17 protein-coding genes and 1 tRNA gene are annotated in these 15,053 nt (G+C 64.6%); 2 read left to right on the forward strand and 16 right to left on the reverse strand.

The window, feature by feature from the left end; genetic code table 11:
- The 3 genes from amrB to EG19_RS07975 form a co-directional block, all read right to left on the reverse strand.
- The coding region (gene amrB, locus EG19_RS07965) for an AmmeMemoRadiSam system protein B (RefSeq protein WP_081800042.1) at positions 1 to 911 on the reverse strand (911 nt) is incomplete at its 3' end.
- An 8-nt stretch (positions 912 to 919) separates the two neighbouring features.
- On the reverse strand, positions 920 to 2,872 hold the full coding sequence (locus tag EG19_RS13145; RefSeq protein ID WP_081800043.1) for a SagB/ThcOx family dehydrogenase: 1,953 nt from the start codon (positions 2,870 to 2,872) through the stop codon (positions 920 to 922).
- Between the two features lie 39 nt (positions 2,873 to 2,911).
- Positions 2,912 to 2,999: transfer RNA gene (locus tag EG19_RS07975), tRNA-Ser, on the reverse strand.
- A 153-nt stretch (positions 3,000 to 3,152) separates the two neighbouring features.
- Here EG19_RS07975 and EG19_RS07980 point away from each other — a divergent pair.
- Positions 3,153 to 3,626: a hypothetical protein gene (locus tag EG19_RS07980; RefSeq protein ID WP_038049401.1), complete on the forward strand. Its 474-nt coding sequence runs from the start codon at positions 3,153 to 3,155 to the stop codon at positions 3,624 to 3,626.
- Here EG19_RS07980 and EG19_RS07985 read toward each other — a convergent pair.
- From EG19_RS07985 to EG19_RS07995, 3 genes are all read right to left on the reverse strand, one after another.
- Positions 3,623 to 3,862: a hypothetical protein gene (locus tag EG19_RS07985; RefSeq protein WP_038049403.1), complete on the reverse strand. Its 240-nt coding sequence runs from the start codon at positions 3,860 to 3,862 to the stop codon at positions 3,623 to 3,625. The two genes, EG19_RS07980 and EG19_RS07985, sit on opposite strands and share 4 nt — an antisense overlap.
- 96 nt (positions 3,863 to 3,958) lie before the next feature.
- Positions 3,959 to 4,987 (reverse strand): GGDEF domain-containing protein, encoded by a 1,029-nt coding sequence (locus EG19_RS12710; protein WP_053335092.1) that lies wholly within the window; start codon positions 4,985 to 4,987, stop codon positions 3,959 to 3,961.
- Between the two features lie 165 nt (positions 4,988 to 5,152).
- The gene (locus tag EG19_RS07995) at positions 5,153 to 5,986 is read right to left on the reverse strand and encodes an inositol monophosphatase family protein (protein WP_053335093.1); all 834 of its coding nucleotides are present in this window, start codon (positions 5,984 to 5,986) and stop codon (positions 5,153 to 5,155) included.
- Positions 5,987 to 6,043: 57 nt separating this feature from the next.
- On the opposite strand from EG19_RS07995, the gene EG19_RS08000 reads away from it, so the two are divergent.
- Complete coding sequence (locus tag EG19_RS08000) at positions 6,044 to 6,313, forward strand: hypothetical protein (protein ID WP_152543987.1); 270 nt, start codon at positions 6,044 to 6,046, stop codon at positions 6,311 to 6,313.
- A gap of 19 nt (positions 6,314 to 6,332) precedes the next feature.
- Here EG19_RS08000 and EG19_RS08005 read toward each other — a convergent pair whose 3' ends face one another.
- From EG19_RS08005 to EG19_RS14290, 10 genes are read right to left on the reverse strand one after another with little or no spacing between them, the layout of a single operon-like run.
- Positions 6,333 to 6,770: a DUF3426 domain-containing protein gene (locus EG19_RS08005; protein WP_038049405.1), complete on the reverse strand. Its 438-nt coding sequence runs from the start codon at positions 6,768 to 6,770 to the stop codon at positions 6,333 to 6,335.
- Complete coding sequence (locus EG19_RS08010) at positions 6,767 to 7,480, reverse strand: hypothetical protein (protein WP_038049408.1); 714 nt, start codon at positions 7,478 to 7,480, stop codon at positions 6,767 to 6,769. The genes EG19_RS08005 and EG19_RS08010 overlap by 4 nt, the downstream gene beginning before the upstream one ends.
- A 20-nt stretch (positions 7,481 to 7,500) precedes the next feature.
- A complete protein-coding gene (gene hemW, locus EG19_RS08015) occupies positions 7,501 to 8,622 on the reverse strand; it encodes a radical SAM family heme chaperone HemW (RefSeq protein WP_038049409.1) in 1,122 nt (373 codons plus the stop codon).
- 2 nt (positions 8,623 to 8,624) lie between these two features.
- Positions 8,625 to 9,599: a hypothetical protein gene (locus EG19_RS08020; RefSeq protein WP_038049411.1), complete on the reverse strand. Its 975-nt coding sequence runs from the start codon at positions 9,597 to 9,599 to the stop codon at positions 8,625 to 8,627.
- Between the two features lie 21 nt (positions 9,600 to 9,620).
- Positions 9,621 to 10,214, reverse strand: coding sequence for a riboflavin synthase (locus EG19_RS08025; RefSeq protein ID WP_038049412.1), 594 nt, complete (start codon positions 10,212 to 10,214; stop codon positions 9,621 to 9,623).
- Positions 10,207 to 11,292 (reverse strand): bifunctional diaminohydroxyphosphoribosylaminopyrimidine deaminase/5-amino-6-(5-phosphoribosylamino)uracil reductase RibD, encoded by a 1,086-nt coding sequence (gene ribD / locus EG19_RS08030; RefSeq protein WP_200867132.1) that lies wholly within the window; start codon positions 11,290 to 11,292, stop codon positions 10,207 to 10,209. The genes EG19_RS08025 and ribD overlap by 8 nt, the downstream gene beginning before the upstream one ends.
- 13 nt (positions 11,293 to 11,305) lie before the next feature.
- The gene (gene ftsY, locus EG19_RS08035) at positions 11,306 to 12,187 is read right to left on the reverse strand and encodes a signal recognition particle-docking protein FtsY (RefSeq protein ID WP_038049414.1); all 882 of its coding nucleotides are present in this window, start codon (positions 12,185 to 12,187) and stop codon (positions 11,306 to 11,308) included.
- 21 nt (positions 12,188 to 12,208) lie between these two features.
- Positions 12,209 to 12,571 (reverse strand): roadblock/LC7 domain-containing protein, encoded by a 363-nt coding sequence (locus EG19_RS08040; protein ID WP_038049416.1) that lies wholly within the window; start codon positions 12,569 to 12,571, stop codon positions 12,209 to 12,211.
- Positions 12,571 to 13,347 carry a tetratricopeptide repeat protein gene (locus EG19_RS12715; RefSeq protein WP_053335096.1) on the reverse strand — a complete coding sequence of 259 codons (777 nt, stop codon included), beginning with the start codon at positions 13,345 to 13,347 and terminating at the stop codon, positions 12,571 to 12,573. Before EG19_RS12715 ends, EG19_RS08040 begins: the two co-directional genes overlap by 1 nt.
- A complete protein-coding gene (locus tag EG19_RS14290) occupies positions 13,344 to 15,050 on the reverse strand; it encodes an HD-GYP domain-containing protein (RefSeq protein ID WP_053335097.1) in 1,707 nt (568 codons plus the stop codon). The genes EG19_RS12715 and EG19_RS14290 overlap by 4 nt, the downstream gene beginning before the upstream one ends.
- Between the last annotated feature and the right edge of the window lie 3 nt (positions 15,051 to 15,053).

Genomic DNA, 15,053 nt, shown 5'->3' on the forward strand with positions numbered 1-15,053 from the left:
TCCTGGGCCATGAGGTAGCCAAAGGGGATGGAAAAGCGCCCGCACCAGGGGAGCCGGTAGGTGCCCACATCCTGGGGATCCACCCAGGTGGTGAAGGCTTGCAGCAGCTTTTCTTCACTCACCGGCCCGGCCAGCGGGCCTAAAAGCAGCTCCTTATCCCGGGCACAGGCCTTGACGTAAGCTTCCACACCTCCCTCCCCAAAGGGGATGTGGTGGAAGTCCGGGCCGTAGTGCACCGCATCGGCGGAAATTACCACCGCCACATCCCGTCCCGGTTGCCATCCGCGTTCGGCCATAACCTCCCGCAGCGCCCGCCCGGTCTTTCTTGCCAGCTCGGCAAGCCGCGGGAAGCCCATCCCCGGCACAAAAATGGGGACGATCTCAAGGTTGGGGTTTTGGTGTCGCAGCCAGTAAGCGATGGCTTCCACCGAGTGCTCCGCTTCCGAGGCTTCCCGAGAGACGAGCACCTCCTCCGCCGGTAGCTTGGCCAGAAGCGCCTCCCGCCATGAGGAAACCGGCACCGGTCCATCGGGGGTTCGCCAAGCCTTAAAGGGGTCGAAAACCACCCGCTCCCCCACCCCCAGCCGCTTCCATGGGTGCAACACCCCCACAACCACCACCCGGGGAGCGGTGACCAAGGGCACGAGCAGGCGGTACATGCGGCCGGCGTAAACGTAGTCATCGTGGGGACAAACCACCCCTACGATCCCCGACGAGGGGATTTCCCCAAGCTTTTCTGGAGGTGGTGGCGCTTCCGATAGCTTCCAGGCTAGGGCCATGGCTTCCGCGGTGGTGGCAAAACCCACCGCGTCCTTTTGCCCGCGGATTTCCCCTGTGGAAGGGATCCCCATGCTTTCCTGCGCCCCGAGAGTCACCGCCCAAAAGGTTAAAAGCCAAACGAGCGCCTTCACAGGACCTCCTATTCCTTGCCCAAGGCTACCAGGTAAACCGGGCTCGTGCCTTCCGGAAGCTCGAGCAAAGCGGAAAGCTCATTATCGGCAAAGGCCCCCACGCCGCACGCTCGCAGCCCCACCTCCCCCGCCGCCAGGTACACCACCTCCCCCAGCATCCCGGTAGCCAAAAGCCCCACGCGAAAACCCCGTCGCCCAAAGGTGGAAGCAAGGGTTTGTTCGTCCAGAGAAAAGACCACCGCCGCTGCGGCGCGCTCCAAAAGCTCCTGGGAAAATCCGGCGCGGTACAGCGCCCGACCAAAGCTTCCCGATTTTACCAACTGCAGGCCTCCTTCTCCGGGCCACCAGCGGTAAACCCCCGGGGACAAAGCCTCGTCCCGCACCACCACCGCCCGCACCTCCACCCCTGTACCGCCGGGAACCAAAGCCGCCATGGGTTCCAGCCGGGACAAAAGCGTGGCCAGCTGCCCGGAGGACAGCGGCTGCGGGGAAAAGCGCCGGTAAGAACGGCGGTTCTTGATGAGCTGCAAAAGGTCGGGGCCGTGCCCGCTTGCAGCGGTTGCCACCCACCGCGGCTGCCAAACCCAGGGCTCACCTTCCGTCCACTGCCAGCGGGTCAGCCTGTGGCTCAAGCGCGTGAGCTCCTCCCGCTCCCAATCCCCCGTGACCCTCACTTCGGAAAAAGCCGGCAGCAGCCGGGGCTCCCCGGGCAGCCGACCGAAAACACCTACCGCCACAACCCCTTCTTCATCGGGGGAAAGCCCCACAAGGGCCTCCACCTCCGGGTCGGCAAAAAACGGGGTGACCTCCACCGGCCAGGAAAGCGCCGAAGCTACCAGCCAAAAGTTGGCCACCGCGTGCCCGGCGTCGAGAACCACGTAGCGGTAGGAGCGGGAACCGTACTTCCAGACCGTCCGCTGGAAAACCGTGGTGAAGACCACCACGGGGCCGGAAACCACAGCCCCTTCAGAAAAGCCCAAAGCCCGCGCCCAAGCCCTGGCATCGTAAGCCCCCGCCACCGGCAAAAGCCCGTGTTCCTGGGGCACGTACACGTACACGCCAGGGGCCAGCTCCCCCGCGCCCACGTTCACCAGGTACACCTCCACCGGGTACAGAGCCCCTGCCGAAGGGGCCGCCCGCAGGTAAACGGTTTCCCCGCCGAGACGGCGCACTTCAGTGACACCGTTGGCCGCAAAGAGCAGGGTGGCAAGCTCGGCCAGGGGGCAAGCCCCGCAGCGGGGCGCGGAAGGCCTTGAAAGCCACCCAAGAGCGCCCGGGAGGCCCGTTCCGACCTGCACCAGCGGTGGGGGCAGTGGGATGAGGGTTTTTCCTCCCACGTTTCGCAAGCTTGCCACCTTAGGCCCGAAAAACAACCCCCGCCGCACCAGGCCCCCCAGGGAAGCTGAGGATTCCCTCGCCATGTAGGCCACGGCTTGCCTTGCTTCGCTCTTGGCGAAGCCTGAGGGACCCGGGGAAACCCCGGCGGGGCCAACAACGTGAGGAACGGCGGTAGGAAAAACGGGAGGCACGGGAGTTGGCGCCGCAGAACCCGCCTGCAGCGACGCAGGTTCTTCGCGTCGGAGCTGAAAAAGCTCCAGGCCGCCAAAAACCGCGCTCAACGCCACCGCCCCGGACCCTCCCGCCGCCAAAAGGAACCATTTGAGATGGCGTTCCTCCCGCAAGCGCGAGAAAAACCGCAAAAGCTGCGGCCATTCCAGCCACAAATGCCAAAGGGCCACCAACAGCAGGCCGTACCCCATGAGGTAGTGCCAGTCGAATACCGGCAGCTCCATGCGGCTCATCCAAAAAAGCCCCAAAAAAGCTGTGGCCGCCAGGTAAAAAGCCAACAGCAAAGCGACCAGCGCGCGGATCTGCGAAGGGCTAACGGGCCTTCCCCACAGCTTGGCCGCTACCGTCCACAGGAAAACCACAACCAGCGGCAGCAAAACCAAAGCTTTCACAACGCCAATGTGCGGGTTCTGGGCCAACTTGGCAAGAGCTGGCGGAGGGGAAGGGATTCGAACCCTTGATCCCTTGCGGGATGGCGGTTTTCAAGACCGCTGCCTTAAACCACTCGGCCACCCCTCCGGACGGGGCATTATCCCTTGGCGGCAGCGTTCCGCTCAAGGCCCCGACGCCACGAATTGCCGTGAAAATCGAAAAAGCCAAGCCCAAACGCTTCCGATCTTGACCTCGGTCATGACTATTCGGTACGCTTGGCTCAGGGAACGGAGGATGACCATGGACCAACTGGTAACCGCCCATACCCGCACGCTCCACGTGCTGTGCGGAGCTTTTCTCGTGAGCACCATCGTTTACGGGCTTTTGGTGCTGTTGGTGCCGCCCCCGGAAGCACCGGTGGTCATGCAGACGCACCCGCTACTTTGGGTATTCACCGGTCTCACCGTTCTTAACATCCTTACGCTTATGCCGGGTTACCGCGCCATGCTTGCCAAAGCCCGGCAGGTGTATGCGGTCAGCCATGATCCGCTCCCGCTTTTGAACGCCCACCGCACGGCCCACATTGTGACCTTCGCCCGCCTAGAGGCGGTGGCAATTTTTGGTCTTCTGTTGTTCTTCATCACCGGCCGTGGGGATTGGTTTTGGTACTTCAACGGCGTAAGCCTGGTGGGCATGCTGGTGTTGTGGCCGTTGAAGGAAAAGGTTGAGGCACTTTTGCAAACCCCGCAAAGCGGGCAGGAGCAGCTGGCCTAAGGGCAGGGGGGTTGGCTGCGGTCCAAGCGACGCCGCAGCTTGGCAAGGGGTTTCTTAAGGCGAGGGAAGCGGGTTTCAATCCAGCAAAAAAAACGCCGGAAAAGCGGAACCTCCGGGGCCAAAAGCAAAGCCCCTGCTGCAAAGAACAACCACCCCTGGAGGATCGGCAAGAGCGAGCCGATGACCCCCAGCACCATGAAGCTCCAGCCCAGGGCGTGGCGCGCCAAAACCCGCATGAGCGGCTATTGTGCACACCTCAGGTGGGAATGCAACCAAAGCCTTTTTAACTAGCTCCGTGCTGGTTCTACTTACCGGCTGTTTTTCTTTCCGACTTAACCCGCCACCGCTACGCCCCCGCCTTGCCTTTTGGCGCGGTACAGGGCTTCATCGGCGGCCCGCAGCAGCTCCCGCTTGCTGCCACCACCGGGACCCAAGCACGCCACCCCCACCGAAACCGTAATCTCGCCGGTGAAAAGCTGGCAAAGGTCCGTGGCCACCTGGCGGGCTAGCTCCCCCGGGGTAGCCGGGAGCACCACCACGAACTCGTCCCCGCCGTAGCGCGCCACCACGTTGTCCTCCCGCACCGCCCCGGCTAAAGAAAGGGCCACCTCCCGGAGCATGGCATCGCCCTTCTCGTGCCCACGGGTGTCGTTGTACTGCTTGAAGCCATCCAAATCCACCATGAGCACCGAAAGGGGCTGTTTGGCTCGCTTGGCGCGGGCCACCATCATGGTGAGGTACTCATCCAAAAACCGCCGGTTAAAAACCCCGGTAAGGGCGTCCAAACGGGAGGACTTCCGCTCCATTTCCGCCAGCTTGGCAGCGTAGGTGACGGCAACCCCACAAAAGCTCAAAAGCCCCAAGCGCAGCACCTGCACGTCCCAGCGAAAGCTCCCGTAGAGGGCATCGGCGGGCTGGCGGGCCAGGTCCCAGCCATGGGTTGCCAAGGCCAGAACCCCTCCGTAGCCCACGAAGGCCACTACCGCCACCCGCCGGGCCAGCACCGGATCGCCCCGCAAACCCACCAGCACCAAGCCCAAGAGGTAGCCCAGGAAAACCACCTGCGAGTTGGTGGCCCACAGGGGCCTGCCGCTGGCCACGAAGTTCAAGAGCACCGCGGTGACCACGACGACGTCCAAGAGGGCCAGGAAGCGGGAGTAGCGCTGGTCCCAGGGCAGGTATGCCAGAAACATTTGAAGAAAAACCAAACCGATGAAAAGCCCTAAGAGCGTGCCGGTACCGCTGAGCTCCGGCAGCGGCCGCCCCCCCAGAAGCTGCTGTACAGTGGTCACTATCGCGATGCAGGCTACCACCGCCAAGCGCACCAGGTTGATGAGCCGCTCCAGATCAAGCCCGCGCACTGGGAGCCTGTCCTCCACCGGCAGGAGGCGGGGGCTCGATTTCGACGAGGCTCGTGACGCGCTAACCATGTGCAAATTAATAATACTTTCGCACGACTCACATGACAACTGCTTTGGAGATTAGCGAACCTCACGGCGTTTGTTTGAGTCCGCAGTCAACTTTGCCTACCCGGCGGCTCCCGTTCTCCCAGACTCCGCCACTCGCAAAACGCTAAGAGTTTCCTCGTTGGCGTGCTTTTGCAGCAAGTGCAACAGCTCCGCCTGGACCCGCGGGGAGCCGGCCACCACGTTGCCGTTGGTCCAAACGTCGGGTTTTCCATCGAGGTTGGTGACTCTGCCGCCCGCCTCCTGCACGAGCAAGACCCCAGCGGCCAGGTCCCAGGGTGAAAGGAAAAACTCAAAAAACGCATCAAAAATGCCGCAGGCGGTGTGGGCCAAGTCGAGGCTGGCCGCGCCCGGGCGACGGATGGCCGCAGCCCGGGGGAAAACCTCGGCAAACACCGCAAGGTAGGTGGCAAGGGCAGCACCCATGCGGAAAGGAAAACCGGTGGTCAAAAACGAGCCTTCCAGCGAAGCGCGACCGCTCACCGCAATTTTCTTTCCGTTGCAAAAAGCCCCAGCACCCCGGCAGGCGGTGAAGAGATCGTCGCGCATGGGGTCGTAAATGGCCCCCACCAGAACCTCGCTGCCCTCCATAAGCGCCACCGAAACCGCAAAATGGGGAAAACCGCGCACAAAGTTGGTGGTGCCGTCCAGCGGGTCCACCACCCAGGCACGCGCTTGCGAGCCCGCACGCCCGCTTTCCTCACCCAGAAACGCGCACTCCGGCGTGGCCTTCGCTAGGTACCTGCGGATCGCTTCCTCGCTTTCGCGATCGGCGGTGGAAACGAAGTCGTTGCGGGACTTCTCATCCACCCTCAGGGCACCCCGGAAGTGCCGACGGAGCACCTCCCCGCCAATTTGCGCCGCCGTGGCAGCCACCGCCAGGTAAGAATCCACTGCATCCCTCCCGGCGCTAGAATAACCTGGGAATGAGTTTCGGCTAGGGCGGGGTTTTTGAAGAGGATGGGGCAGGAAGACGAAATCCGCGAAGAAAACCGCAGGATCCGTCACATGCGGATCCTGGTGGACCTCACGGCGCAAATTTTGGCCGAAGATCCCGGCTTGAAGCTGTGCGAAGCGCTGCGCCTGGTGGAAGCGGCGCGCTCAGCGGTGGTCCGCATGTTTCCGGGAAAAGAAGAAACTTTCGATCTCATCATCCGCCCGCGGCTGGAGCGGATCATTATGGACCGCTTTCAGCTTTCCTCCATTGAGCCGGTGAACTGAAAAGCGCCGGCCGCCACCCTTACAGCACGTCCCGGTACTCGGGATAGCGAGCGCGGTCCTTCACCGGAACCTCCGCCTCCACCTCCACCCGCACCTGCTCTCCCTGGGACAGGGTTTCGCCGCGGATAAAGCCGGTGACCTGCCCCGCCACCCCGGGCAGCAAATCGGCGGTGCTTAAGCTCACCAGGTGCGTGGCCCGATCTTTCCCCTTGCTGTCCACCAAAACCACCTTCACGGTCAAAGTAGGAAGCTTTTCCCGGGCGGTGTTGACCACCGTGAAGTCAATGAGCAGCTCCGGTCCCTCGGGCGTGGTCCTCACCTGTACCGCGGTGGGTTGCACCTGATGGGCTAGGCGCAATCGGGTGACCTTTTGCTCCGGCGTTTCTTTGCTGCCACAAGCCACCAGGGCCAAAGCCGCAAGCGCCACGCTAAGACCAAGCGCTGGGTTACCTTTCATAAGCCCACCCCCAGAGCCACAAAGTACGAGGTAAACGCCCCTCGCCGGGCCTCTGCCACCACCCGCAGAAGCGGCAGCGGGTGAATGACCACACCGGCAAGCACCACCGTGCGGTCCCCCTGGGCCCGGTGCCAGCGGGGAGCGGGGTCGCCAAAAAAGGCCTCAATTTTCTGGTGCCTCACCCCCACCCCGGCGTAGGGAGCCAAAAGCACGAAGCCTTTGGACGCCACCAGCTTCAGCTCGCCCACCCGGAAATCCACCTGGGGATGGGAAAGCCAGGTCCAGCTCCCGGAGAGCCCCAGCGCCGGCAGGATCACCCCGCCCTCGAAGAGCGACCAGCGGAGCTCCCCGCCCCAAAAGGGCTCCCCGGCAAACTGGCCGTACTGCGCCCCCACATCCAGGTTCCAGGGCAAGCCCTTGCGCGCCACCACCCGGTAAGCCGGCAGCAACCCCAGCGTGGTTTTTTCATCCACCGCGTAGCGGTACCACCGCTCCCGGGAGCTCACCGAAAGCCCACCGGCCACCCCCATGACCTCAAACCCCGCCACCCCCGAAGGGGCCGCGGTGGTGAGGTTGGGAAAGGCCAAAAGCTCGGCCATGGCTTCCCCCAGGTCGCTAAGCTGTTGTGGGGTAAACTGCGGGTCAAAGGAAAAGCCTCCCGCAAGAACCCGGCTTGCAAACAGAAAAAGCAGCGCCAGTAGCCTTTTCATCCGTTGCCTCCGCCGCAAGTTTACACGAGCGTGGCAAAGAGCTCGTTGGACACCAGCCACCCCCGGGGGGTCAAGCGCACCCGCTCACCCCGCCGGCGGGCCAGACCCGCCGCCAGGAAATCCCCGAGAAGCTGCCAAAACCGGGGCCGGTTTTCCGCAAGCGCCTCTGCTTCCTGCCAGCGCACCCCGCGGGAAAGCCGCAAGCGAAGCATGACCTTTTCCGCCTGCACCGCTTCCGGTGTGAGGTAAGACCGAAAGGTTCGGGGAAAACGCGAAGACTCCAGCGAAGCCATGTACTCCCCCAGGTTGGGGGTGTTGGCCCAGCGGCTGCGGCGTCCCTGGCCGTAGGCCCCCACCCCGCAGGCCAGTACCACCCCTCCCTGCCAGTACCGCAGGTTGTGTCTGGCTTCAAAGCCCGGGCGGGCCCAGTTGGAAACCTCGTAGTGCCGATACCCCGCCCGCCGCAAAAAACGGGCGGTGGTGAGGTACTGCCACGCTGCTTCCTCCTCGGAGGGGAAAAGCCCGGCGTGCCGCTGGGCTAAAAGCGCCAGGCGGTGGGGCTTGTCCATTTCCAAAAGGTAAACGGACACGTGGTGGGGGGAAAGCTGCACCAGAGCTTCCAGCGTCTGCTCCAGCCTTCGCCGGTTCAAGCCGGGAAGACCCAGCATGAGGTCCGCCGAAACCACAAACCCCGCAGCCAAAAGGCTCTGCAAAGCAACCCTCGCCTGCTGTGCTGAGTGCCTGCGGGAAAGCAAAGCCAAAACGCCATCGTCAAAGGACTGCACCCCCACCGACACCCGGTTGACCCCCAGGCTCTTCCAAAACGTGAGGCGTTCTTCGGTGACGTCGTCAGGGTTAGCTTCCAGCGTCACCTCAGCGCTGGGAAGGCGGGGAAAGGAGCCGTTGAGAACCGAGAAAAGCTCCGAAAGCTCGTCAGCCGGCAGCAACGACGGTGTGCCGCCCCCCAAGTACAAGGTGCGTAAGGGCCTTTTGGCCAAGCGGGCCAAAAGCGTAACCTCCCGGCGTAAGGCCGCCATGTAGCGGGGCAAAAGCTCCCGTTCGGTGGAGGTGACGAAGGTGCAGTAGGCACACCGGGAAGCGCAAAAGGGGAGGTGCAGGTAGAGGCTTGCGGGGCGCGCCACAGCTAGCGGGCCGTCTCCAGCCAGCGCAGCCAGAGGCTGGCAAAGGGCTCCCCTTCCCGGGACCACAGGCTCCGGGCAAACGCCTCCACCCAGCCATCAAAACCCGGGACCAGGCGCAGGTTGTCCTCCTCCATGAGCTCGAAGGGGTCCCGGCCGGAAACCAAAAGTGCCTGGGCCGCCCGCCGCAAGCGCCAGCCCTGGGAGGCCACCCCGTCCAAAAGGTCCAAACGGCGAGCCCACAGCAAAAGCGAGCAGGCAGCGGCAAAGCAGCTGGCCTTGCACAGCGCGGTACTGGGCCCCGGCAACCCCTCCCGCAAGCCCAGCTCGTACGCCATGCTGCTTCCGTGCACCTCCAGGGTTTTGGCCACGTCCACCGGATCGCTGTGGAACAGCAGGTCCTCGAAAACGTCGTTGCCGTCTTCCCCAAAGGCCGCTTCGTAGGCCAGGTGCTTGTCCTCACCGGTGAGGGAAAGGGGTGCCAGCACCACAAACTGGGCCCCGCTTTCCCGGGCGGCCAGCAAAGCCGCGTTCATGCTCTCCTGCACCGGCAGTTGCGGGGTGAGGGCGATCAGGGTGCCGGTGGCAAAGCCCTCTTCCCGGAAGGATGATAACGGAACCGTGGGCATGTTCCCCCAAAACGGCGAAAGCCACAGGTTGATCAGCGTCACCTGCTCGGGAGCCAGCAGCGAGGGAAGATCGCCGGGTTCTAAGGGTTCATCCGCCACCACCAGCAGCCCGCAACCTACAGCCAAAAGCTTTTCCACCGCCCGCCGGCGGTTCTTGAGCACGCTGGCGTACACCAGGAGCCGCAAAGGGCGACGGGGCACGTGGGCATCCCCCACCGGAGGGGAGGTGGCTTCCCGCAGCAGCCGCATTCCCACCAAATCCAAAGCCAACCCCCCAGGCCCCACCGGTACGTGGCCCAACTGGTGGGTGAAGGGCAAAAGGTCTGGGTACGTTGGCTCAATCCGCCGCACTGCCCACCCTCCCGAAAGGCGCTACCCTCGTTCCGCCAGAACCCGGCGCACGTACTTCGCCAGCAGGTCGGTTTCCAGGTTCACCAAAGCCCCCGGCCGCAGCTGCCCAAGGGTCGTTTGCTGCAGGGTGAAGGGTACCAGGCTTACCTCAAACCACGAGCCCCCCAGACGGGAAACGGTGAGGGAAACGCCGTCCACCGCCACCGAACCCTTTTCGGCAATTTCCGGGGAGAGCTTCTTGGGGATCTCGCAGCGTACCACCACCCCTTCCCCTTCCCGCCGCACCGCCAAGACCCGCGCTTTGGCGTCCACGTGCCCGCTCACCCAGTGACCTCCCAAAAGATCCCCCACCCGCAGGGCCCGCTCCACGTTTACCTTGCTGCCCACCGGGAGCAAGCCCAGGGTGGTGCGCTCCAGGGTTTCCCGGGAGCAAAAGAAACGCAGGCTTTCCCCTTCCACCGTTTCCACCGTGAGGCAAGCCCCGTTGATGGCCACGCTTTCCCCAAGGGCCAGGGGCCCGCCGGGCACCTGCGCCTGTACGGTGAGCCTCTGCCCCAACCCCACGCTTTCTCGCTGGACCAGGGTCCCCACCGTTTGAACAATGCCGCTAAACACCCACCACCTCGGCCACCAGCGAAAGGTCGCCGGAAAGCTCCGAAACCCGCAAGAAGCGAAGCTTGACCCCTTCCTGAGGTGCGGAAAACCCGCTGCCCCCCACCGCCGGCACCGCCTCCCGACCGCCCAGCACCAGGGGCGCCAGGAAGGCGTACAACCGCCGTGCCAGACCCTCCTGGAAGAACGACCAGTGCACCTCCCCGCCCCCTTCCACCAGCACCGAGCTCACGCCCCGGGTGGCCAGCTCCCGCAGCACCGCGTGGAGGTTCACCCGACCACGGCCGTCATCCCCCACCTCCACCACCCTGGCCCCTTTTGCCTCCAGCTCCCGCCGGCGGTCCAGGGGGGCGTCCTGCAGGCAAAACACCACCACGCTCTCCGGATCGTGGGACAAAAGCGTGGCGGCGGGCGGCGTCCGCAAATGGGAATCCAGCACCACCCGCCAAAGCCTGGGGTTGGGGTTGAGACCCAGGTGCCGCACCAGCCTTGGGTCATCGGCCAGCACCGTGCCCACCCCCACCAGCACCGCGTCCATCTCTTCCCGCAGCGCGTAGCCGGCCCGCCGGGAGGCCTCGGAGGTGATCCACCGGGACTTCCCACCCCGGGCCGCGATCTTGCCGTCCAGGGTCAGCGCCATCTTCAAGGAAACGTAGGGCAAGCCCTGGCTCATGAAGTAAAGGAAACGGTGGTTGAGCTCCCGGCAGGCTTCCTCCTCCACCCCCAGGATGACCTCAACGCCTGCTTCCCTGAGGGTGGCGATGCCTTTGCCGTTCACCTGCGGGTTGGGGTCGGTGGTGCCTACGACCACGCGGCTCACGCCGGCGGCGAGGATGGCGTCCACGCAGGGAGGGGTATGGCCAAAGTGCACGCAGGGCTCCAGGTTCACCACCAGCGTCCCCCCCCGCGCTTTCGCACCCGCTGCCGCCAACGCCACCGTTTCGGCGTGGGGGCCCCCGTACCGCAGATGAGCGCCTTCTCCCACCACCCGGCCCTGGGCATCCAAAACCACAGCGCCCACCATGGGGTTTGGGGAAACACCGTAGCGGCCGGCTTCCGCCAGCTCCAAAGTCCGCCGCATCCAAACCGCCCAATCAGCCACGCTGAGGTTCTCCCAAAAGGGCATCCACAAAACCTTCAGGGTCAAAGAGCAAGAGGTCTTCCACCTGCTCCCCCACCCCAACCCAGAGCACCGGAAGCTTGAGCTCCCGGGCAATGGCCAAAACCACACCCCCCTTGGCGGTCCCATCCAGCTTGGTCAGCACCAAGCCGGTGACCCCGGCGTGCTCGCGAAACTCCCGGGCTTGCACCAGGCCGTTGAGGCCGGTGGTGGCGTCCACCACCAAAAGCACCTGGTGGGGGGCTTCGGGAACGGCCCTCGCCGCCACCTTGTGCAGCTTCGCCAGCTCCCGCATGAGGTTGTCCTTGGTGTGCAGGCGTCCGGCGGTGTCGGCGATGAGGTGGGTGGCGTTGCGGGCCTGCGCCGCCGCCAACGCGTCGTAAAGCACGGCCCCGGGATCGGCCCCCGCCCTTTGCGCCACCACCTCCACCCCCAAACGCTGGGCCCAGAGCTGCAGCTGCTCAGTGGCCGCCGCCCGGAAGGTGTCGCAGGCGGCCAAAAGCGGCTTTCCCCCCGAAGCTGCAACTTTAGCCGCCAGCTTGGCGGCGGTGGTGGTTTTGCCTGAGCCGTTGACGCCCACCACCAAAATCACCTCCGGCCGATGGGCAGGCGCCGGGGCCGGCTTGGGAAAGAACGCCAAGAGCTTTTCCCGGAGGAACGCCCGCTCCTGCCCCGGGGAAAGCAAGCCCTTAGCCAAAGCCCGACGGAGATCCGAGGCCAGCTCAGAGGCCAGGTCCGGGCCCGCATCGGCCAAAATCAGAGCTTCTTCCAGCGTTTCTGGGTTTAAGCTGCCCACCTCCGGAAGGGTGGCGCCTTTCGACGTCAAAAGCCCACGCAGCCGCTCGAAAAACTGCAAGGTTCCTCCTCTCGCAAGCCGTCAGGGGATTTCCTGGTTGAGCGCCCACGCGGTCCGCTCCACCGCCCTCCGCGCCAGACCCAACGGCGCCATGGGCTCCATGACCAACACCAGGTAGTACCCGCCTTTGAGACGGCGGGAAATCACCTTCAGGGCGCTGCCCGCCACCGCCACCTCCACCACCTCACCCCCTTTGGCGCCCCGCAGCAGCCGGCCGGCGGTGCGCAACAAGAGCCCGTGGTAGGCCCCTTCCACCTTGAGCTCATAGGGGGTGGAGCGCCGGGTGACGTACTCCACGAACTCCCCTTCGGGGTCCAGGAAGATGGCCCCGTGGGCCCCGGGGACGTCCACCATGAGGTTGGTGAGCAGGTACTGAAACGGCATTACCGGCCCAAAAGTGCCCGTGCTTGAGCGGCCTCCTTGGAATCGGGGGCCAGCTCCACCACCTTTTGCAGGACCTCCCGCGCTTCCGCGGTGCGGCCCCGGTTCAAAAGCAATGTGCCCAGCCGCAGGGGCAGATCCGCCCGCTCAGGGGCCCTCTGCATCCCCTTGCGGTAGGTTTCCTCCGCCGAGTTGAGCTTCCCCAAGCGCTCCTGCACTTCACCCAGAAGCAGGTACGCCTCAGGGGGCCCGGTGGGACCGGCAGCACGCCGCAGGTTTTCCTCGGCAGCTTCCAGCCTGCCCTGGGCCAAATACAAAGCCCCCAGGTTGAAATAAACCCCTGCCCGGTTGGCGTAGGTCAAATCCTGCAGCGCTGCCAAAAACTCTGACTCCGCCAGCGCCTGCTGCCCCAAGGCGCGGTAGGCAATGCCACGGTTGTTGCGGGCGTCGGTGTAGGTGGGGGCCAGGGTCAACGCCCGGGTAAAGGCCTCCACCGCCGAAGCCGGCTCGCCTTTGGCCAGATACGCCAGCCCGATGAAGTTGTGCACCACCGGGTTGGCGGGCTGTAGCGATTCTGCCGAGCGGAAACGGGCCAACGCCTGGTCCGTACGCCCGTCCCGCAGCATGCTTTCCCCTTCCCGCAACAGCATGGTGGCCGCCAAAGGGTCCTTGGGATCAATGCCCGGCGGAAGCTCTGCGGTTTTGCTCCCCGAAGAAGCGCAACCCCACGCCAAGAGCACCGCAGCCAGGCAGAAAAAAACGACCTTGTGTGAGCTCATGCCACCTCCACCTCACCCAAAGGTACCAAGTCCCCGGCCCGGAGGGCGGAAAAGAACGCCTCCACCACCCGAGGATCCAGCTTGGTGCCGGCCAAATCACGCATGCGGTTTAACACAAAATCCAAAGAAAGCGCCTTTTGGTACGGTCGCGTGGTGGTCATGGCATCGAACACATCGGCGGCGGCAATGATCCTTGCCACCAAGGGGATCGCCTCCCCCACCAGGCCATCGGGGTAGCCGCCCCCTGCCCAGTTTTCGTGGTGCGAGCGGATCCCAGGGATAACATCCCGCAGCAGCTTGATGGAAGACACGATGGCCGCCCCTTTGATGGTGTGGGCGCGCATCTTGGCAAACTCTGCATCGGTGAGCTGCTCGGGCTTGGTGAGAATCGCGTCCTCAATGCCGATCTTGCCCACGTCGTGGAGGAGAGCGGCAATTTCCACCTTGCGGATCTCCTCGCCGTTAAGCCCTAGATGGCGGGCAATGGCCACCGAGTACCGCGCCACCCGCTCGGAGTGACCGCGGGTGTACGGGTTTTTGGCATCAATGGAAGCGGTGAGGGCACGGATGGCGTCCACCAACAGCTCGCGGTTTTGCGCCAGCGCCTCCCGTAAGGAAGCCACGGTACGGCCGATCTCCTCGGCCATGGTGTTGAAGTTCTCCGCCAGCTGGCCCAGCTCGTTGGCAGAAGTGACCGGGACCCGCTTGGTGAAGTCCCCGGAGGCCATGGCCGTGGAAAGCGCCGCCAGCTGCCGCAGAGGGTTGGTAATGCGGCGGGCCAGCACGATGCCCGCCACCGTCGCCAGGATGCCAGCACCCAGCGCCAGCAACGCGGTTCGCTTGGCCATGGCGTTCAGGTTGGCAAATGCCACATCCACCTGACGGGCGGTCACCACCGCCCACGGGGGGTCCCCCACCGGGCAAAGGGAGCCCAACACCTCGGCGTGGTTGCCAAAGGGATCGGCGTAGGTTTTGGTGAGCCGCACACCGGGGGCGCGCAGGAACTGGGCTACCAGCGGGTGCTGGGAGGCGTCCCGCCCCAGCCGGTCCCCTTCAGAGGAAAACAGGATGCGCCCCCTGCGGTCCACCACATCCACCACCACCCCCCGGGCCGCCTCCTCCCCCAACCGTTCGCTCATGCCGGCCAACGACACCACCCCTTGCAGCACCCCGAGGACCTCACCCCGGTGTCCCAGAACCGGGAAAGAAACCACCACCACCGGTGGCTCCCCGGGAAGGCTCACCAGGTCCTCCCGCACCGGCCGGCTGGCCAGGCCCTCCTGGAAAGCCCGGGCCAAAAGCGGATTTAACAGCTCTTCAGCCCCCGCAGGGAAGGGCCGCCCCTGCACGAACTGCCCGTTGCCTTGCCGGTCCAACAGCCGCAGCATCAGCACGTTGCGGTTGGCCTTCACCACTTCCGCCAGGATGGCGGGAACCCGGTCCATGGGCAAGGAGTCGGTGGCGGAAGCGGCCAAGGCCTGGCTTAAGCCCTCCAGCCGCCCCACGGTATCCACGAAGAAAAGCTCCAGCTCACGGGCAAAGCCCACCGCCTGCCGGGTCAGGTACTGCTTTTCCAGGGTGGCAATTTGCTCGCGGTTAGACGAAAAAAAGCCGAAACCCACCAGGGCCACCGGCACCACCGCCAGCGCCACCAAAAGCGCGGTGAGTGGGTACAAAAGCGAACGGAAAAAAGGCCAACGCATACG

Source organism: Thermoanaerobaculum aquaticum (assembly GCF_000687145.1).
GTDB classification, from domain to species: Bacteria; Acidobacteriota; Thermoanaerobaculia; order Thermoanaerobaculales; family Thermoanaerobaculaceae; genus Thermoanaerobaculum; species Thermoanaerobaculum aquaticum.

Bases quoted from the DNA above. Each gene is read 5' to 3' on its own strand.
- EG19_RS07985 (WP_038049403.1), bottom strand. From the start codon at position 3,862: ATGCGGGTTTTGGCGCGCCACGCCCTGGGCTGGAGCTTCATGGTGCTG.
- ribD (WP_200867132.1), bottom strand. From the start codon at position 11,292: ATGCGGCGGACTTTGGAGCTGGCGGAAGCCGGCCGCTACGGTGTTTCC.
- EG19_RS08010 (WP_038049408.1), bottom strand. From the start codon at position 7,480: ATGAAAAGGCTACTGGCGCTGCTTTTTCTGTTTGCAAGCCGGGTTCTT.
- EG19_RS12715 (WP_053335096.1), bottom strand. From the start codon at position 13,347: ATGAGCTCACACAAGGTCGTTTTTTTCTGCCTGGCTGCGGTGCTCTTG.
- EG19_RS14290 (WP_053335097.1), bottom strand. From the start codon at position 15,050: ATGCGTTGGCCTTTTTTCCGTTCGCTTTTGTACCCACTCACCGCGCTT.
- EG19_RS07980 (WP_038049401.1), top strand. From the start codon at position 3,153: ATGGACCAACTGGTAACCGCCCATACCCGCACGCTCCACGTGCTGTGC.
- EG19_RS08005 (WP_038049405.1), bottom strand. From the start codon at position 6,770: ATGAAAGGTAACCCAGCGCTTGGTCTTAGCGTGGCGCTTGCGGCTTTG.
- EG19_RS08040 (WP_038049416.1), bottom strand. From the start codon at position 12,571: ATGCCGTTTCAGTACCTGCTCACCAACCTCATGGTGGACGTCCCCGGG.